Consider the following 16,785-nt stretch of genomic DNA (forward strand, 5'->3'; position numbering starts at 1 on the left):
GAGCGGCAGCCCCGATCTGGGACTGTGGAGAGACTTCCGCGATGCGCGAACGCACGACCGGCGTCAGCGAACCAGCATGACCCACGTCAACGAACCAGCTCGACCAGCGTCAACGAACCAGCACGACCCGCGTCAACGCCCCCGCGCGAGCAACCAGAGCAGGTACGGCGCGCCCACGACACCCGTCACGACCCCCACCGGCAGCGCGTTGCCGGGGATCGCGAACTGGGCGAGCAGGTCGCTGCCGAGCGTGATCGCGGCGCCGACGGCTGCCGCCGGCGCGAGGGCGACCCGACCGCCGCCGACCAGGCGTCGAGCGATCGGGGCTGCCATCAGCGCCACGAACGACACCGGACCCGCGGTGGCGACGGCTGCGGCGGTCAGGCACACGGCGGTGAGGAGCAGGAGCACCTTCGCGCGGTCCGGTCGGAGCCCCAGGGCGGCGGCGACCTCGTCCCCGAGGCTCAGCACCTGCAGCCGAGCGGACTGCAGCAGTGCGAGCACGCCGAGCACGACGAACGCGACACCGAGCACCCCGACCAGGTCACGGTCGACGGCGTTCAGGCTGCCGGAGAGCCACAGCAGTGCGGTTCCGGCCTGGGTGACGGTGCCGCTCGTGAGCATCCATCCGGTGATGCTCAGGCAGATCGCCGCGACACCGATGCCGACGAGGACGACCCGGTTCCCGGTGATCCCCCTCCGCCAAGCGAGCCCGGCGATGGCGATCGCGACCACCACGGCGCCGACGAGCACGACCGAGAACAGGGTGCCGCCGCTCGCGCCGAACAGCACGATGGCGGTGAGCCCGGCGGCGCTGGCCCCCGAGGTGATCCCGATGACGTCGGGGCTCGCGATGGGGTTCCGCACGACGCTCTGCACGATCGCGCCGGCGGCACCGAGGCTGGCGCCGACGAGGACCGCGCCGAGCACCCTGGGGCCGCGGAGCTGCCCGATCACGAAGTCCGAGATGCGGTCCCCCTGGCCGAACAGGCTGGCCAGCACCTGACCAGGCGTGAGCGGGATCGACCCCGCGCCGAGCCCGATCAGGACGAGGACCGAGATGACCACCACCACGGCGACGAGCACCGCGACCTCACGGCGCAGCCCGACGGAACGGAACAGCGACTTCACAGTCCCCGCACCGCCCTCGACCGCACGAGCGCGATGAACACCGGCGCCCCGATGAGTGCCGTGACGATGCCGACCTGCAGCTCCCCCGGGTACGCGACGACGCGGCCGATGACGTCCGCCACGAGCAGGAGTGCGGGGGCGACGATCGCCGACAGCAGGATGGTCCATCGGTGGTCCGGGCCGCTCAGGCGACGGACCGCGTGTGGCACGGCGAGGCCGACGAACGCGATCGGCCCGGCGGCGGCCACCGCGGACCCGGCCAGCAGGACGGCGACCAGACCGCCCACGGCACGGACGAGCACGACCCGCTGCCCGAGCGACGCCGCGAGCTCGTCCCCGAGCGCCAGGGTGTTGAGCGACCGACCGAGGCCGAACGCGATCACCAGCCCGACGAGCACCGGTGCCGTGATGACCCCAGCCGTGCCGAGGTCCTTGCCGGCGAGGGCTCCGACCTGCCAGAACCGCAGCTGGTCGAGCAGGCTCTGGTCGGTCACGAGCACCGCGGTGGTGACCGACGACAGGGCAGCGGCGACGACCGCTCCGGCGAGGGCGAGCCCGACGGGCGAGAGCCCGCGCCGGGCGACGGCCGCGATCCCGTAGACGAGCAGGGCCGCGAAGGCGGCCCCGACGAACGCGAAGGGCAGGTACGCGGCCGTCCCGCTCACGCCGAAGAGCGCGATCCCGGCGACGACGGCCAGGGTGGCGCCGGAGTTGATGCCGAGGACGCTGGGGTCGGCGAGCGGGTTCCGGGTCACGCCCTGCATGACCGCCCCGGCCACGCCGAGTGCTGCTCCGGCGAGCAGACCGACGACGGTGCGCGGCACGCGGTTGCCGAGGACGATCAGCCCGATCTCGTCGTTCCTGCCGGGGTGCAGCACCGTGTCGAGGACGGTCCCGAGCGGGATCGGCCGTGAGCCGTACGCGATCGACAGGGCACACGCCACGGCGAGGACGACGACCGCCAGCACGGTCGCACCGACGAGTCGGGGGACGGAGCTGGGAGCCGGGGGCGGGGACGTCGACGGAGGCATGGAGGTAAGGCCACCCTAACGCCGGAGCCCTGTTCGGCGTCCCCCGAGCAAGCCCGGAGCGTGCGCAGGGTTCGTTCATAGGCTCGTCATGGGGAAGCCCTCTGTACTGGTCTCCATCGACGCCCGACCGGGCCGTCGAGGGACGACCGGAGAGCACCGATGAACGAGACCCCGAACCCCGCCGCCGCCGACCACGACGAGAACGGCACCCCCGCCGCGCAGCAGCAGGCTCCCGGGATGCACTGGGAGGCACCGCACGCCGACCCGGCTTCCCTGCGCCCGGCGTACGCGTTCGACGGATCCGGCCCGTACCTGTACGGCCCGGACGGCACCGGCCCCTACGCCTACACGCCCGACGGCCGCGGCCCCTACCTGATCGGCGGCCCCGCCCTCGCCGGCGCGAACCACGCCTGGGCCTCCTCGGCGGCGACCGCGAACCACTACGGTGCCGCGAACCACCCCGGTCTGACGAAACGCCCCCGCCGGCTCGGGCTGATGATCGGCTCCGGCATCGCTGCCCTCGCGATCGTCGGCGCTGCGGGCGGCACCGCACTCGGACTGTCCTCGCAGGGCACCACCACCACGTCGAGCCAGTCGCAGGGCACCACCACGCTGCCCGGCACCGGTACCGGCAGCAGCAGCGACGGCACGAACGGCTTCACGGTGCCCGGCGACGGCAGCGGCAGCGGCACCGACGGCAGCAGCGACGGCAGTGGGACGAGCACGCAGTCCCCCGCCACCGCGGCGACGGCCGCCGACAAGAAGGGCGTCGTGACCATCAACACCGTCCTGAACTACGACGAGTCGTCACAGGCGGCCGGCACCGGCATGGTCCTGACCTCCGACGGCACGATCCTGACGAACAACCACGTGATCCAGGGCGCGACGAGCATCACCGTCACCGACGAGACCACCGGCAAGCAGTACAAGGCCGACGTGGTCGGGGCCGACGCCACGAACGACGTCGCCGTGCTGAAGCTCGAGAACGCCTCCGGGCTGTCCACGGTCACGCTCGACGACGACGGCGAGCCGAGCACCGGTGACACCGTGAAGGACGTCGGCAACGCCGAGGGCACCGGCAACCTCGTCTCCGCCGAGGGCACCGTCACGGCGACCGACCAGGACATCCAGGTGCAGAGCGAGTCCGGCACCGGCACCGAGTCCCTGACCGGCCTGCTCGAGATCTCGGCGGACATCGTCTCCGGTGACTCCGGCGGGCCGGTGCTGGACAGCGAGGGCGAGGTCGTCGGCATGGCCACCGCGGCGTCCTCGGGCACGGCCGACGTCACCGGCTACGCCATCCCGATCAGCACCGCGAAGACGATCGCCCAGAAGATCCTCGCCGGGGAGTCGTCGAGCAAGATCACCATCGGGCTCCCCGCGTTCCTCGGCGTCGAGGTCAGCAACACCGCCACCACCACGGGCGGCGTCCCGGTCGCCGGCACGGTCGAGGGCTCCGGTGCCGCCAGCGCCGGCCTCGGTGCGGGTGACACGATCACGAGCGTCGACGGCACCGCGGTCACGAGCTCGGACCAGCTGACCAAGGTCGTGCAGTCGCACTCGGTGGGCGACAAGGTCAGCGTCCGGTACACCGACAGCGCCGGCACCGCGAAGACGGTCACGATCACCCTGACCGCCGGCCCCGCCGCGTAGCGGCAGAACCCGGGCGCGCTCAGCCCAGCAGCGCCCGCACCACCGACCGGTACACGTTCGCCGGGGAGTCCGTCCGGAAGGCGGTCTCCCCGGCCTTCGTCGTCCCCACGCGCGCGAACCCGTGTCCCTCGGCCCGCACGATCGTGACCGGTTTCGGCTTGCCCGGTCGACGCAGGTGCGAGACCGTCCACGGCGCGGCCCAGAACCGCGCGAGGCGCGGGTCGGCCTCGGCCAGGGCCTCCGGCAGGTCCGGCACGTCCGGACCGCCGGCCAGCTTGCGGCCGAGCAGGTGCCCTGGGAGCGACCCCGTGCGGAACGGGAAGGTCCACGTCGGACCGATGCCGAGCCTCCCGGCCAGCAGCGCGACGGCCCGGTCCGGCGTGACGGAGGCGACCACGGCGCCCGCCGCGTCGGTCCCGTCGACGACGGTCTGCGACCAGGCCTGGAGGCGCGACTCGCCCCCGTCGGGCAGGTGCTGTTCCAGCGTGACCGGCTGGGCATCGCCCTGCCAGGGCTCGAGGAGGGTCTGGGTCGACTCCGGCAGGGTGCCGAGCCGGCCGACGAGGCCCGCCTCGATGAGTTCGCGGCCCGCGGCGGTGCGGAGGAGCGTCGGGTTCCACCGGCGTCCGGCGAGGCTCCGCAGGGTGCCGATCGCGTTCGCGCTGAGCCGGGGGCCGTCGAGCGACGGTGCCAGGGCGGGGGCCGGCAGGTGTTCGAGGTCACGCTCGGGGCGGACCGGGACCGTCTCGGTGGCGCGGACGCTCTCGAGGACTGCGAGCACCAGGTCGTCGGTCTCGAGCAGCCGGGCGAGCGGACGTTCGATCGTCAGGTCGACGCGGTGCCGACCGGTGACGAAGAGCAGGTGGGTGCCGGCGACGTCGCCGTGTTCGTCGGGCCGGACGTACTCCACGAGCCGAGCCGGGGCACCTGCGGCCGTCCAGGGGTCGCAGCCGACGAGCAGCAGCCCCTCGACGGAGCCGGGCAGCCGTGCGAGCAGACCGGTGTTCTCGTCGCCGATCGCGCGGTCGCTGGGACGGGATCGGACGGTGAGGACGACGTCGTCGCCGGTGACGCGCAGGTCCGCCTGGGCTGCGTCCTCGCGGCGCCAGGAGTCCGGGCGGCGGAGGGTGAGGCGGGCGGTGCGGTCCTCGGTGCCGAGCGGGACGGGGACTGCCATGGGATGAGCGTATGTCGGGAGCGGGGCGTGGGGGCCTGCGGCTCGCCGGGGTGGGCGGGGTGCGTCGGGTTCGCACGGAGGTGCTGGTTCGCACGGTGCGAGGTTCGTCAGCTGGTGCGAGGCTGGTGGCTCCGTGCGGCACCACAACCCCGCACCGAGCCTCCGGCCACGCACCCGCCGACGACTTCCGCACCGTGCGACCCCCGCTCCGCGAATCCCGCACGGTGCCGGCCGCGCCACACCGTGCGAGGCTGGTGGTTCCGTGCAGCACCACAACCCCGCACCGAGCCCCCGACGGCGCACCCGCCGACGAAGTCCGCACCGTGCGACCCCGGCTCCGCGAATCCCGCACGGTGCCGGCTGCGCCACACCGTACGAGGCTGGTGGCTCCGTGCGGCTCCGCGAATCCCGCACGGTGCCGGCCGCGCCACACCGTGCGGAGCTGGTGGCTCCGTGCAGCACCACAACCCCGCACCGAGCCCCCGACCACGCACCCACCGACGAAGTCCGCACCGTGCGACCCCGGCTCGACAGCACGACAAGTCCGCACCGTGCGAGCCGAGCGCGTCAGCGCCGCGCGGGCCGCGCGGGTGGGGGCGGCGGGACGGGCTTTGCGGCGACGACGTCGACGAGCCGGACCTCGACCGGGCCCCGGCGGGTCGAGATCGTCACGGCGTCGGACGTCCGGGTCACCAGGTCCCCGAGCGCGTCCTGCGCGCCGTCCCCGTGGTGTGCGCGGACCACCAGGCGGTCCCCGATGGCGGCGTCGCGGAGCACTCCGAGCGCACGGGCCCGCGCGATGGCCGCCTGTTCGTCCGCCTGCACCGCCCCAGGGTACGGGCCGCCTAGAGTGTCGGCATGGAGAAGGCCCGGGTCGACAGCTGGATCTGGGCCGTCCGGATCACGAAGACCCGGTCGGCCGCGACCGCCGCGTGCAAGGCCGGTCACGTCCGGGTGAACGGGGAACGCGCGAAGCCGGCGCAGCCGATCGGTCCCGGCGACGAGGTGCGGGTGCGGCAGAACGGCTTCGACCGGATCGTCATGGTGACGGGCATCATCCTGAAGCGCACGAGCGCCCCCGAGGCCGCGAAGCACTTCGAGGACAAGACCCCGCCGCGGCTGTCGAAGGAAGAGGCCGGGTTCGTCCCGATGCGGGAGCGCGGTGCCGGACGGCCGAGCAAGCGGGAGCGCCGCGACCTCGAGAAGCTCCGCGGCTACTGACGCTTCCCGGACCCGGACCCGGGCACGTAGACATCGACCACGATCTCGAACGTGTCGGACTCGACCTCGATCCGTTCTCCGGTCCACGGAGCCTCGAGGTGCCCGTCGTCGTCCGGGTCCGATCCGCCCAGCGCACGACCGGACGGGACGCGGTGGACGGGGATGCGGGTGCCGTCCTCGGCGATGACGAACAGGTCGGCCACCCGACCACGGAACTGCGTGATGCCGAACGGGTCGTCGTGGTGCCGGGACTCGGCGAACCGCGGCGTCCTGCCGTACGCGGAGAAGGCCGCCGTGGTCTCCCGTTCGTACGCGGGCCCGCAGCAGTCGTGCTCCCACCCGCCGACCACGACGACGACCTCTTCGCGCATGCCGTGATCGTACGACGCGTCGGACGGTGACGGTCGGAACCCGGGGTCGGGGCCAGCGGTCGGGGGTCAGACGAAGCGGACGGTCTGCTGCAGACGGTCGCGGATCTCGAACACGTCGACCGAACCGACCGGCGACCAGACGCCGTTCAGCACCTGGGGCAGCGCGCTCCGGCGGACGACGAGCGCCGTGGGCTTCTTCGGGGAGCCGACGAGCTGCACGTCCTCGGTGACGGCGGTGTCCGGCACGACGAGCAGCCGGCCGGAGAACCGCACCCGGGTCTGCTTCTGCACGGCACGGGCGGCGCGGACGAGTTCCTTGACGGGTCGCTCCCCCGGTGCGAGCGTCTCGCCGACGATCTCGCCGTGCTCGACGTGGACCGGCGCACCCCAGTCGATGGACTCGACGGCCCAGAGTCCGCTCGGGGTCAGGACGGCGTGGTCGAGCTTGCCCTCGGCCCCGGCGTCGAGGTCGTGCCACACCGTGACGCCGATCCCCATGTCGGAGACGATCAAGGCGGTCGCCTCTTCGGCCAGGGCCTCGGCGAGCAGCCGCCGGATGTGGCGGGGCGCGGAGCGGATGAGGGTGGGGTCGTAGGGGTCCTCGATGGGGTCGCCGAGGCCGACCCACTCGCGCTCGGCCTGCAGGAAGACCTCGCGTGACCGACCGCCGGGGTGTCCGTGGGACCGGGCCCGGGGGCGTGTGTCGCGACGCGCTGCCGGGGGCGCGTAGGCGTCGCGACCGGTGTCACCCCTGCCGGCGGTCGCCCCGGACGGACCGGACGCGCCGTACGCGCGGGACCCGATGTCGTACGCGCGCCGGGCTGCCGGCGTGCCGATGCGCTCCCATGCGAGCTGGACCTGGCGGAAGCGCTGGGCGTCGCCGCCGAGGTCGGGGTGCGTCTCGCGGGCCGCCCGCCGGTAGGCGCGGCGGAGCGCTTCGTCGTCAGCCGTCGCGGGGACGCCGAGGACTTCGTAGGGGGTGGCGTCGGCCGGGCTGTCCGTCATGGCCCTGCGACATTACCGGAGGCAGTGTCGGAGTCCGCCGCATGGTTGCTGGGTACGGTCTGGGCCCGTGCCGCTGGTCCTGCACCAACGCGCCAGCGGCGGATCGGCCGTGCCGGTGGTCACGCGACGGCGGCGGTGATGGCTGCTGCGTGCTGCTCCAGGTAGGCGACGTCGGCGCGGTACAGGTCGGCGTGGCCGTGCTGCAGGTCGCTGACGAACTTCGGGTTGCCGGCCGCGGCTTCGTGCTCGATCGTCGTGACGAGGGCGACCAGGGAAGCGATCATCGTCTCGGCGAGGACCCCGCGGGAGCGGTCGTCGAGGGCGTAGGCGCGGCAGAACTCCGCGGCCCGAGCGAGCCGCTCGTCGAGGTCGGGGGTGGTCGAGCCCTCGACCGCACCGGTGGTGAACGGTGCGAACCGGTAGACGGCACTCGCGACGTCCCAGACGCGGGGGCCGGGGTGCGCGGTGTCGAAGTCGATCAGGCCGACGGCGGCGATGCCGTCGTAGACGCAGTTGTGCGGGGCGAAGTCGCCGTGCACGATCGTCTCGACCGGGGCTCGGTCGGCTTGGGACCAGAGGTCGTCCTCGGCGCTGCGCGGGAAGCTGGCGGCGGCGTCGTGGAACTGGCGGAGCAGGCGGGCGCTGGTGACGAGGGCGGCCTCGCTGGCGATGTCTTCTGTCCAGGGGTACTCCCCCGCGACGCCGGGGACGAACGAGACCGTCTCGAGGGTGTCACCGAGGGCGATCGGTTCCGGGGCGGCGACGAACCCCTGCTCGTGCAGGTGGGCGAGCAGCCGGTGCACCGTGGGTGTCCACGGCCCTGCGGGGCGGTGGACTCGGTCGTCGGCCCTGGTGATGCGCTCCAAGGGGAACCTCCTGCTGTTGCGTCTCCGTTGACGGAGGGCCAGCGTACCGGCAAGCGAGCGACGGGCGCTCCGTCGACATCCGGAACACGGCGCGTCGGTCCCCGCGGCCGAGCTGGCCTCAGAGCTGGTCGCGCAACCAGGACGGCCCGTGGACGGTCGCGCCGAGGGCCTCGACGCGGTCACGGAGCTCGCGGTCGGCCGTCACGACGACGACCGGCCCGTCACCGGCCCGGACCGCTGCCCGGGCGGACTCGACGATCGCGTCGTCGCCGGAGGCAGGGGCACGGACGACGTCGACAGCACCGGTGGCGGCGCCAGTGCCAGCGCCGTGGTCTGGGTCCGGGTCGGCAGCGGCACGGGCCTCGCCCTCGAGCACCACGGTCCACCGGGGCCACCACCGTGCGAACGGCAGGTCGAGCAAGGTCGCGGACACCCCGCCCGCGGCGAGCGCCGACACCTGTGCCAGCAGCCGTGACGCGGCACCGGCTCGGTCCTTCCACCAGCCGTCGGGCACGCTGCCGACGACGTTCGCCGCGTCGACGACGACGTGCGGGGTGGTCGCGACGGTGGCGCGGAGCGCCGGCCACGACCTGCCGAAGCCGGGGTGCAGGGTCAGGTCGTCGACCTGGTCGATCGGGATCCAGGACAGGGCGAGGCTCTCGCGGTCGGCGATGACGGGTTCGAAGGGCCGGGAGGCGCGTGCCACGACGGTCGTGTAGGTCCAGAACCCCAGGTCGAGCAGTGCGGTGTGGCGCAGGGCGATCGCGTCGTCGGGGACGCCGGCTTCTTCGGCGGACTCGCGGAGGGCTGCGGTCACGGCGGCTTCGCCCTGGTGGCGTGCGCCGCCGGGGATGCCCCAGGTGCCGCCGTGGTGGCTCCACTCGACGCGGTGCTGCAGGAGCACGCGTCCGGCGCCGTCATCGACGAGCAGGCCGGCGGCGCCGAAGCGTCCCCACGCCTTGGTGCCGTCGGGGCCGACCGCCCAGGCGTCACCGGGGTCGCGGGGGCCGGTTGGGGGCCCGGGTGGCGTTGCATCTGGCACGGTCCAACCCTGGCACACCGTGCCCGGAGCGGGCCTCGAAGTGGTCACCGGGGGTCGTGTACGGTGTCGCTCGAGACACGGGGTGCCGCATCCAGCGGCTGAGATCACACCCGTCGAACCTGCTCGAGCTCGTACTCGCGAAGGGATCGTCCATGGAAACCGTTGCGCCCTCCCCTGATTGGGCCCACCGAACCGCCGAACTGCTCGAGGCCGTGCGTGCCCGGGCCCCGCTGGTGCAGTGCATCACGAACACCGTCGTGCAGAACGTCACGGCGAACGTGTTGCTCGCGCTCGGGGCTTCGCCCGCGATGGTGGACGTGGCGACTGAGGCCGGGACGTTCGCGCGGGTCGCCGACGCCCTGCTGGTGAACACCGGCACCCCGCACGCCGAACCGCGGGTCGCTGCGCTCGAGGCCGTGCACGCGGCCCGTGACGCCGGCACCCCGTGGGTGCTCGACCCGGTGGCCGTCGGCTCGCTGCCGGTGCGGACGGCCCTGGCGCGTGACCTGCTCGCGCTGCGCCCGACGGTGCTGCGGGGCAACGCCTCCGAGGTGCTCGCCCTGCTCGGTGACTCGGCCGGTGGCCGCGGGGTCGACAGCACCGTGGGCACGGAGGACGCCCGGGTCGCGTCCGTCGTTGCTGCGGACGGGAGGCTCGTGGCCGCGGTGGCGGTGTCGGGTGCGGTCGACCTGCTGGTCGCGCCGGGCATCGGTGTGGTGCGTGTCGCGAACGGCACCGACCTGTTGACGCGGATCACCGGTGGTGGGTGTGCGCTCGGCGCGGTCGTCGCCGCGTTCACGTCGGTCGCGCCGGAGGACGCGGGCGCCGCTGCCGTCGCCGCCACGGCCGTGCACACCGTCGCTGCGGAGCTCGCAGCACGGGACGCGGGTGGGCCGGGGACGTTCCAACCGCTGTTCCTCGACCGGTTGGCGTCGCTGACCCCGGAGGACGTCGTCCGCGAGGCGCGGATCACGGTCGAGACGATGCCCGAGGCCGACACCCGGGCGGTGTCGGCATGAGCGCGTCGCACCCTGCGGGGTTCGGCGTCTACCTGGTGACCGACGGCGCGCTGGCCGACCGGCACGGCATCGGGGTGCTCGGGGTCGTCCGCGCTGCCGTGCACGCCGGGGTCCGGATCGTGCAGGTGCGGGACAAGGACGCCTCGGCGCGTGACCTGTTGGCGCTCACCGCCGCGGTCGCAGACGCCGTCGGGGACCGTGCGACCGTGGTCGTCGACGACCGGCTCGACGTGGCCCTCGCCGCTCGGCACGCCGGACACCGGGTCGCGGGCGTGCACCTCGGCCAGTCCGACGTCCCCGTGGCCGTCGCCCGCGCCCTGCTCGGAGCGGACGCCCACGTGGGCCTCACGGCGAACACGCTTGCGCACCTGGCCGTCGTCGAGCGGCTCCCCCGCGGCACCGTCGACCTGCTCGGTGTCGGGGTCGTGCACCCCACGGCGACGAAGGCCGACCACCCGCCGGCCCTCGGCCACGACGGGTTCGCACGGCTGGCCGCCGCGACCGACGTGCCGTGCGTGGCGATCGGTGGGGTGACCCTCGACGACGTCGTGCCGCTCCGGGCAGCCGGTGCCGCGGGCGTCGCGATCGTGTCGGGCATCTGCGCCGCGGCCGACCCGGGGTCCGCGGCGGCGGCGTACGTGGCCGCCTGGGGCCCTGGAACCGGCCACGGGGCGGAGGCGGGGCGGCTCGCAGAAGGTGCACCGGTCCTCCCGGTCTTCACGCGGCGCGGGGCGGACGCATGAGCGTCCCGCGGGTGCTGAGCATCGCCGGGACCGACCCGACGGGCGGGGCCGGGATGCAGGCGGACCTCAAGGCGATCGCCGCACACGACGGGTACGGCATGGGCGTCGTGACGGCGCTCGTCGCGCAGAACACGCACGGGGTGCGGTCGGTGCACGTGCCGGACGTCGGGTTCCTGCGGGAGCAGCTCGACGCGGTGTCGGACGACGTGGTGGTCGACGCGGTGAAGATCGGGATGCTCGGCACCGTCGACGTCGTGCGGGTCGTGACGGACTGGCTGCGGGAGCACCGGCCGCCGGTGGTCGTCGTCGACCCGGTGATGGTGGCGACGAGCGGGGACCGGCTGCTCGACGAGGACGCGGCCGCAGCCATGGGGGCGCTGTTCGCGCTCGCCGACCTGGTGACCCCGAACCGGGCCGAGCTGGCGGTGCTGGCGGAGCTGGCCGAGTCCGGTGCGGCTGGTCCTGGTGCGGCTTCGTCGGCGGCTTCGTCGGATGCCGCGCGTGCCGTGGCGGCGCGGTGGGACGTCCTCGTGCTGGCGAAGGGAGGCCACGACGAGGGACCGACGTCGGACGACGTGCTCGTGGCGCCGGACGGCACCGTGCGGGTGTTCACGGGTCCCCGGGTCGCGACGACGAACACGCACGGCACCGGGTGCTCGCTGTCCAGTGCGATCGCGACGCTCGCCGCGCGGCACGGCGACTGGGAACTCGCGCTCGGGGTGGCGAAGGAGTGGCTGACGGCGGCGCTGCGCGGAGCCGACGCCCTGTCGGTGGGCAGCGGCAACGGTCCGATCGACCACGGCGCGCTGACTCGAGCCGCCCTGCCGGCGCTGTCGTACACGGACGTGTGGTGGGCGGACGCGGCGACGGTGCTGCAGGAGACGATCGACTGCGCGTTCCTGGTGGGGCTCCGGGACGGGACGCTCGAGCCGGAGGTGTTCGCCGGGTACCTGGCGCAGGACGTCCACTACCTGCGGGCGTACGAACGGCACCTGGCGGCGCTCGGGGTCGGTGCTACTGCTGCCGGTGCTGCTGCGTTCTGGGCAGCGGCTGCGCAGGGGTGTGCCGACGAGGCGCGCGACCTGCACCACCGTCGGCTGGCCGGCTCGCACGCCGACGATCCCGTGCACCCCACGTGCGCCGGGTACCTCGCGCACCTGCAGGAGGCCGCCGACGCCGGCTCTCAGGCGGTGCTGGCCGCCGCGGTGCTGCCGTGCTTCCGGGTCTACGCCTGGGTCGGCTCGCAGCTCGGCGTCGCGCAGGACGGGCACGCCTTCGCCGACTGGATCACGGCGTACGGGGACCCGGGGTTCGCGGCGTCGAGCGCCGAGGCGACCCGGCTCGTCGAGGAACTCGCCCGTGCGGCGACGCCCGACGAGCGGGGGCGGATGGCGCGGGCGTTCCGGCGGTCGACAGCATGGGAGCTCGCCTTCTTCCGGATGCCGACGGCCGCACACGACGCCCGGGTCTCGCGCTGACGGACGGTCCTCGGGCGACTTCCCCGAGGACACGCCTCGGGGCCGGGTCTCGGGTGGGACTAGCGGGCGACCGGGGGCAGCCGCACCAGCTCGACGGACAGCACGGCACCGCTGACCGTGCCGCGCATCCACGTGTGGTCGGGCTGGCGACGGCGGTCGGTCGGCGAGCCCGGGTTCAGCAGGCGCATCCCCGACGGCGCCACGGTGTCCCACGGGATGTGCGAATGGCCGAAGACGAGCACGTCGGTGTCGGGGTACTCGGCGTCCATCCGGCGTTCCCGGCCGGTCGACGCGCCGGTCTCGTGCACCAGGGCGAACCGCAGGTCCTCGACCCCGAAGCGGGCGACGAGCGGCAGGCGGTCGTCGAACTCCGGGCCGTCGTTGTTGCCCCGCACACCCTCGAACCGTCGGGACCGCGCCTGCACGGCGTCGAGGGTGGCGAGGTCGATCCAGTCCCCCGCGTGCACCACCAGGTCGGCGGCGTCGATGTCGTCCCACAGCCCGGACGGCAGGTCCTTCGCGCGCTTCGGCAGGTGGGTGTCGGACAGCAGGACGAACGACGTCGTCACGGCTCGGTGGGTGCTGGCATCGGGAGCCCGGCCTCGTCCGCGGCACCGAGGCGCTCCAGCAGCCCGGCGAGGAGCGCGATGTCGTCGTCCGACCAGTCGGCGAGCCGTTCGTCGAGCGCGTCGCGGTGCAGCTGCACGGACCGCTCGAGCGCCGCGCGGCCGGCGTCGGTCACCTCGAGGGGCTTCGCGTTGCCGCTGCCGCCGTCGGTCGTCCGCACCAGCCCGGTCGCCAGGAGCCCGGACAGCTGCCGCGAGATCGTCGAACGGTTCAGCCGCAGGTACCGGGCGATGTCGATGGCCATGCAACCCGGGTGCTGCACCACGAAGTCGACGAGGGACTGGTCGACGACGCTCAGCACCTGGTCCGAGCCCCGGGCACGGATGCTCGCCCGACGGGTGATGCGGGCGAGTTCGGTGTACGCCCTGCTGATGTCGCTGTTCCGGACCTTGGAGCTCGGGTGGTCCATGGTGGCTCCAGCCTGTCGGTGCCGGCGCCGGCCGGCGGTCTTCTCGTCCGGTCACCATACCGGCGGGTCGGCCTGGAGTGCGGTCAGTGACCGGCGGCCGCGGCCTGCAGCGCCGGGATGTCCAGCTTGACCATCTGCATCATGGCCTCGAAGACCCGGGCGTTGGCATCGGGGTCACCCGATCCGCTCATCAGCTCCCCCAGCATCGACGGGGTCACCTGCCACGCCAGACCCCAGCGGTCGGTGAGCCATCCGCACGCCATCGGGCTCCCGCCGTCGGCGAGCAGGGCGTCCCACAGGCGGTCGAGCTCGTCCTGGGTGTCCACGTCGATCTGGAACGAGACCGCGTCGGTGTGCGGGTGGCCGGGACCGCCGTTCATCGCGCGGTACGGGGTGCCGAGCAGGGTGAACTCGACGACGAGGGCGCGGCCGTCCGGCATCCGGCTGACGCTGTCGACGCGGCTGTCGGGGAACAGTCCGACGTAGTACTCGGCGGCTTGTTCGGCCTGGTCGTCGTACCACAGGAACGGTGTGATGGCGGGCACGGGGAGCCCCTTCGTTCGGTGTTCAGTCCGCGGCGCTGCGGCTGAGCAGTTCGGCCTTCTCGGGGTGGTCGTCGAACCACTTGCCGACGAACCAGCACATCGGGACGATGCGCTTCGTGGTCGTCGACTCGACGTCGGCGACCGCGTACTCGACGAGCTGCGCCGCGTAGCCGTGGCCGCGGTGCTTCGGGACCGTGTACGTGTGCGGGAACGCCACGGCGTCTCCGTTCACCCGGTAGTCGAGCACGCTCACGAGCTCGCCGCCGACGTACATCGCGTAGCGGTCCTGATCGGTCTCGTCGCGGAACTCGTGGTCCATGCCCGCCATCATGCTCCGAGCGGGCGCGGCGTGCCGTCAGGGGAATGGGCGGCGTCCGGCAGACGTTGCCCGGACACATGACAACCATCGGAATCATCGGCGCCGGCAACATCGGATCCCAGCTCGCACGACTCGCGGTACGGAACGGCCACCAGGTCGTCATCGCGAACTCCCGCGGCCCGGAGACCCTGACCGACCTGGTCACGGAACTCGGCGACTCGGCACGTGCGGCGACCCGCGACGAAGCAGCTGCAGCGGGCGAGATCGTCGTCGTGACGGTCCCCCTCGCCGCGATCGAGACTATCCCCGTCGAACCCCTGGACGGCAAGGTCGTCATCGACACGAACAACTACTACTGGGAGCGCGACGGCCACATCCCCGCACTCGACGACCAGTCCACCACCACCGCGGAGATGCTGCAGGACCACCTGCCCGGTGCCCTGGTCGTCAAGGCGTTCAACCACATCGCCGCCGACGACCTGACCGGCCACGCGACGCCCGCCGGCACCCCGGACCGCCGTGCCCTCGTCATCGCCGGCGACGACGACACCGCCAAGCAGACCGTCACCGAACTCATCGACGCGTTCGGCTTCGACGTCGTCGACGCCGGGCCCCTCGCCGAGGGCTGGCGCATCCAGCGGGACACCCCCGGCTACGGCCCGCGGCTGACCGTCGCCGAGATGCGCGACGCCCTGGCCGCCGCCACCCGCTAGTCCCGCTGGTCCACGGCTCGGCGCAGCAGCATCACCACCGCCGCCGCGCAGCCGCCGTTTCGCGCTGAGCGACACCTCACTGGCCCCACCGCCCGTGAGCGGTCGCTCAGCGCGAAACACCCAGCGCTAGGTACCCAGCGCGAAACACCCAGCGCGACCCGACCGCGCCCGCTCAGGCCCGGTCGAAGATCGTCGTCATGTCGGCGATGTCGTCCTCGGTCGGCGTCCAGGTGGTCCCCGCTTCGACGTTCTGCGTGATCTGCTCCGGCTTCGTCGCCCCCGCGATGACGCTCGACAGCCCCGGCTGCGCCAGGAGCCACGCGAACGTCGCCTGCAGCATCGTGACGCCACGGTCGTCGCAGAACCGCTGGTAGTCGTCGAGCACGTCCCACGGGGCGTCCTCGAGCACCTGCGGCTTCGAGGTCGTCAGCCGTCCGTCGGCCGGGCCGCCCGCCTTCGTGTACTTGCCGGTGAGCAGCCCGTTGTACAGCGGGAAGAACGGCAGGAACCCGAGCGCGTACGCCCGCACGGCCGGCAGGACCTCGGCCTCGGCAGCCCGGGCGAGCGGGCTGTACTCGTTCTGCGCGGACACGAACGCCGTGGTGCCGGCGATCGACGCCGTGAGCTCCGCCTCGGCGATCTGCCACCCCGCGAAGTTCGAGTGGCCGACGTACCGGATCTTGCCCTCGCGGACCAGGTCGTCGAGGACCGACAGGGTCTCCTCGATCGGCGTCACGTCGTCGGGCCGGTGCATCTGGTACAGGTCGATCCAGTCCGTCCCGAGGCGCCGGAGCGACGACTCGACGGCGAGCCGCACGTACCGGCGGGATCCGCGGACGCCCCAGTCCGGACCGTTCGCGCCCTGCATGTCCATGCCGAACTTCGTGGCGAGGACGATCTCGTCGCGCCGACCGCGGATCGAGCGCCCGAGCATCTCCTCGGACATGCCCGGCACGCCGCCGTAGATGTCGGCGGTATCGAAGAGCGTCACCCCGGCGTCGAGGGCCGCGGACACGACGGCGTCGGTGCCCTCCTGCGACTCGGACGCGGTGCCCCGCCGCCCGAAGTTGTTGCAGCCGAGGCCGACGGTGGAGACGACGAGCCCAGAGGGGCCCAGTGGACGGTGTTCGATTCCGGTCATGCCCCGAACGTACCGGCGACCCCGAACCGGGGCTGCGACCCCCGCAGCGGTTGCCGCTACGGCTGAGCACGGATCAGTCGACGGAGAGGAGCGCCGCAGTGGCAGCGCATCGCATGCCCGAATCGGACCGCCCCCGTCGGCCCGTCCCGGCTTGGGTGACCGCGCCGCCCGTCGACGAGGTCGCCCCCGAGCGGGTCGCCGCCGCCGGCCACGTGAACGCCTCCGGCCGGGAGGCCCGCCCCACCCCCGCCTCGTCGCGCGCCGCCCACGCGGCGCCGGTCCGACCGACCACGG

General features: G+C 73.5%; 19 protein-coding genes and 1 riboswitch. Of the genes, 6 read left to right on the forward strand and 13 right to left on the reverse strand.

Annotation, left to right across the window (positions count from 1 at the left end; all coding sequences use genetic code 11):
- Positions 1-132: 132 nt before the first annotated feature.
- Both ITJ50_RS12735 and ITJ50_RS12740 read right to left on the reverse strand, forming a co-directional pair.
- Complete coding sequence (locus ITJ50_RS12735) at positions 133-1,131, reverse strand: FecCD family ABC transporter permease (RefSeq protein ID WP_083389272.1); 999 nt, start codon at positions 1,129-1,131, stop codon at positions 133-135.
- Complete coding sequence (locus tag ITJ50_RS12740) at positions 1,128-2,162, reverse strand: FecCD family ABC transporter permease (RefSeq protein WP_017886598.1); 1,035 nt, start codon at positions 2,160-2,162, stop codon at positions 1,128-1,130. Before ITJ50_RS12740 ends, ITJ50_RS12735 begins: the two co-directional genes overlap by 4 nt.
- A 159-nt stretch (positions 2,163-2,321) precedes the next feature.
- On the opposite strand from ITJ50_RS12740, the gene ITJ50_RS12745 reads away from it, so the two are divergent.
- Complete coding sequence (locus tag ITJ50_RS12745; protein WP_228500360.1) at positions 2,322-3,815, forward strand: trypsin-like peptidase domain-containing protein; 1,494 nt, start codon at positions 2,322-2,324, stop codon at positions 3,813-3,815.
- A 19-nt stretch (positions 3,816-3,834) separates the two neighbouring features.
- Here ITJ50_RS12745 and ITJ50_RS12750 read toward each other — a convergent pair whose 3' ends face one another.
- A complete protein-coding gene (locus tag ITJ50_RS12750; protein WP_140447936.1) occupies positions 3,835-4,992 on the reverse strand; it encodes a hypothetical protein in 1,158 nt (385 codons plus the stop codon).
- 567 nt (positions 4,993-5,559) lie between these two features.
- The gene (locus tag ITJ50_RS12755) at positions 5,560-5,817 is read right to left on the reverse strand and encodes a hypothetical protein (RefSeq protein WP_017886595.1); all 258 of its coding nucleotides are present in this window, start codon (positions 5,815-5,817) and stop codon (positions 5,560-5,562) included.
- 33 nt (positions 5,818-5,850) lie between these two features.
- Between ITJ50_RS12755 and ITJ50_RS12760 the strand changes: the two genes are divergently transcribed.
- Positions 5,851-6,213: an RNA-binding S4 domain-containing protein gene (locus tag ITJ50_RS12760; RefSeq protein WP_017886594.1), complete on the forward strand. Its 363-nt coding sequence runs from the start codon at positions 5,851-5,853 to the stop codon at positions 6,211-6,213.
- On the opposite strand, the gene ITJ50_RS12765 is transcribed toward ITJ50_RS12760, so the two are convergent.
- From ITJ50_RS12765 to ITJ50_RS12780, 4 genes are all read right to left on the reverse strand, one after another.
- Complete coding sequence (locus tag ITJ50_RS12765; RefSeq protein ID WP_017886593.1) at positions 6,207-6,584, reverse strand: hypothetical protein; 378 nt, start codon at positions 6,582-6,584, stop codon at positions 6,207-6,209. The two genes, ITJ50_RS12760 and ITJ50_RS12765, sit on opposite strands and share 7 nt — an antisense overlap.
- 66 nt (positions 6,585-6,650) lie before the next feature.
- Positions 6,651-7,589 carry a J domain-containing protein gene (locus ITJ50_RS12770; RefSeq protein WP_017886592.1) on the reverse strand — a complete coding sequence of 313 codons (939 nt, stop codon included), beginning with the start codon at positions 7,587-7,589 and terminating at the stop codon, positions 6,651-6,653.
- A 119-nt stretch (positions 7,590-7,708) separates the two neighbouring features.
- Entirely contained in the window at positions 7,709-8,455 is a 747-nt protein-coding gene (locus ITJ50_RS12775) for a phosphotransferase enzyme family protein (RefSeq protein WP_194590620.1), read from the reverse strand.
- Between the two features lie 118 nt (positions 8,456-8,573).
- Complete coding sequence (locus ITJ50_RS12780) at positions 8,574-9,497, reverse strand: NUDIX domain-containing protein (protein WP_056068226.1); 924 nt, start codon at positions 9,495-9,497, stop codon at positions 8,574-8,576.
- Positions 9,498-9,565: 68 nt separating this feature from the next.
- A riboswitch (TPP riboswitch) is annotated at positions 9,566-9,661 on the forward strand.
- Here ITJ50_RS12780 and thiM point away from each other — a divergent pair.
- From thiM to thiD, 3 genes are all read left to right on the forward strand, one after another.
- The gene (gene thiM, locus ITJ50_RS12785; protein WP_194590621.1) at positions 9,650-10,516 is read left to right on the forward strand and encodes a hydroxyethylthiazole kinase; all 867 of its coding nucleotides are present in this window, start codon (positions 9,650-9,652) and stop codon (positions 10,514-10,516) included. It overlaps the preceding riboswitch by 12 nt.
- On the forward strand, positions 10,513-11,259 hold the full coding sequence (thiE, locus tag ITJ50_RS12790) for a thiamine phosphate synthase (RefSeq protein ID WP_194590622.1): 747 nt from the start codon (positions 10,513-10,515) through the stop codon (positions 11,257-11,259). The genes thiM and thiE overlap by 4 nt, the downstream gene beginning before the upstream one ends.
- Positions 11,256-12,737 carry a bifunctional hydroxymethylpyrimidine kinase/phosphomethylpyrimidine kinase gene (gene thiD, locus ITJ50_RS12795; RefSeq protein WP_194590623.1) on the forward strand — a complete coding sequence of 494 codons (1,482 nt, stop codon included), beginning with the start codon at positions 11,256-11,258 and terminating at the stop codon, positions 12,735-12,737. The genes thiE and thiD overlap by 4 nt, the downstream gene beginning before the upstream one ends.
- A gap of 59 nt (positions 12,738-12,796) precedes the next feature.
- On the opposite strand, the gene ITJ50_RS12800 is transcribed toward thiD, so the two are convergent.
- The 4 genes from ITJ50_RS12800 to ITJ50_RS12815 form a co-directional block, all read right to left on the reverse strand.
- Positions 12,797-13,306 (reverse strand): metallophosphoesterase family protein, encoded by a 510-nt coding sequence (locus ITJ50_RS12800; protein WP_071251594.1) that lies wholly within the window; start codon positions 13,304-13,306, stop codon positions 12,797-12,799.
- The gene (locus ITJ50_RS12805) at positions 13,303-13,773 is read right to left on the reverse strand and encodes a MarR family winged helix-turn-helix transcriptional regulator (RefSeq protein WP_017886585.1); all 471 of its coding nucleotides are present in this window, start codon (positions 13,771-13,773) and stop codon (positions 13,303-13,305) included. Before ITJ50_RS12805 ends, ITJ50_RS12800 begins: the two co-directional genes overlap by 4 nt.
- 83 nt (positions 13,774-13,856) lie before the next feature.
- On the reverse strand, positions 13,857-14,318 hold the full coding sequence (locus ITJ50_RS12810; protein WP_194590624.1) for a VOC family protein: 462 nt from the start codon (positions 14,316-14,318) through the stop codon (positions 13,857-13,859).
- A gap of 22 nt (positions 14,319-14,340) precedes the next feature.
- The gene (locus ITJ50_RS12815) at positions 14,341-14,637 is read right to left on the reverse strand and encodes a GNAT family N-acetyltransferase (protein ID WP_042537463.1); all 297 of its coding nucleotides are present in this window, start codon (positions 14,635-14,637) and stop codon (positions 14,341-14,343) included.
- A gap of 77 nt (positions 14,638-14,714) precedes the next feature.
- Here ITJ50_RS12815 and ITJ50_RS12820 point away from each other — a divergent pair, with 77 nt between their 5' ends.
- Positions 14,715-15,350, forward strand: coding sequence for an NADPH-dependent F420 reductase (locus tag ITJ50_RS12820; RefSeq protein ID WP_017886582.1), 636 nt, complete (start codon positions 14,715-14,717; stop codon positions 15,348-15,350).
- A 172-nt stretch (positions 15,351-15,522) separates the two neighbouring features.
- Here the strand turns inward: ITJ50_RS12820 and ITJ50_RS12825 are convergent, their stop codons facing one another.
- Positions 15,523-16,491 carry an aldo/keto reductase gene (locus tag ITJ50_RS12825; RefSeq protein WP_194590625.1) on the reverse strand — a complete coding sequence of 323 codons (969 nt, stop codon included), beginning with the start codon at positions 16,489-16,491 and terminating at the stop codon, positions 15,523-15,525.
- Positions 16,492-16,785 lie beyond the last annotated feature (294 nt).

This window comes from Curtobacterium sp. VKM Ac-2889, assembly GCF_015350855.1.
Taxonomy (GTDB): Bacteria; Actinomycetota; Actinomycetes; order Actinomycetales; family Microbacteriaceae; genus Curtobacterium; species Curtobacterium poinsettiae.

Bases quoted from the DNA above. Each gene is read 5' to 3' on its own strand.
- ITJ50_RS12740 (WP_017886598.1), bottom strand. From the start codon at position 2,162: ATGCCTCCGTCGACGTCCCCGCCCCCGGCTCCCAGCTCCGTCCCCCGA.
- ITJ50_RS12745 (WP_228500360.1), top strand. From the start codon at position 2,322: ATGAACGAGACCCCGAACCCCGCCGCCGCCGACCACGACGAGAACGGC.
- ITJ50_RS12750 (WP_140447936.1), bottom strand. From the start codon at position 4,992: ATGGCAGTCCCCGTCCCGCTCGGCACCGAGGACCGCACCGCCCGCCTC.
- ITJ50_RS12760 (WP_017886594.1), top strand. From the start codon at position 5,851: ATGGAGAAGGCCCGGGTCGACAGCTGGATCTGGGCCGTCCGGATCACG.
- ITJ50_RS12765 (WP_017886593.1), bottom strand. From the start codon at position 6,584: ATGCGCGAAGAGGTCGTCGTCGTGGTCGGCGGGTGGGAGCACGACTGC.
- ITJ50_RS12770 (WP_017886592.1), bottom strand. From the start codon at position 7,589: ATGACGGACAGCCCGGCCGACGCCACCCCCTACGAAGTCCTCGGCGTC.
- thiM (WP_194590621.1), top strand. From the start codon at position 9,650: ATGGAAACCGTTGCGCCCTCCCCTGATTGGGCCCACCGAACCGCCGAA.
- thiE (WP_194590622.1), top strand. From the start codon at position 10,513: ATGAGCGCGTCGCACCCTGCGGGGTTCGGCGTCTACCTGGTGACCGAC.
- thiD (WP_194590623.1), top strand. From the start codon at position 11,256: ATGAGCGTCCCGCGGGTGCTGAGCATCGCCGGGACCGACCCGACGGGC.
- ITJ50_RS12805 (WP_017886585.1), bottom strand. From the start codon at position 13,773: ATGGACCACCCGAGCTCCAAGGTCCGGAACAGCGACATCAGCAGGGCG.
- ITJ50_RS12815 (WP_042537463.1), bottom strand. From the start codon at position 14,637: ATGGACCACGAGTTCCGCGACGAGACCGATCAGGACCGCTACGCGATG.
- ITJ50_RS12820 (WP_017886582.1), top strand. From the start codon at position 14,715: ATGACAACCATCGGAATCATCGGCGCCGGCAACATCGGATCCCAGCTC.
- ITJ50_RS12825 (WP_194590625.1), bottom strand. From the start codon at position 16,491: ATGACCGGAATCGAACACCGTCCACTGGGCCCCTCTGGGCTCGTCGTC.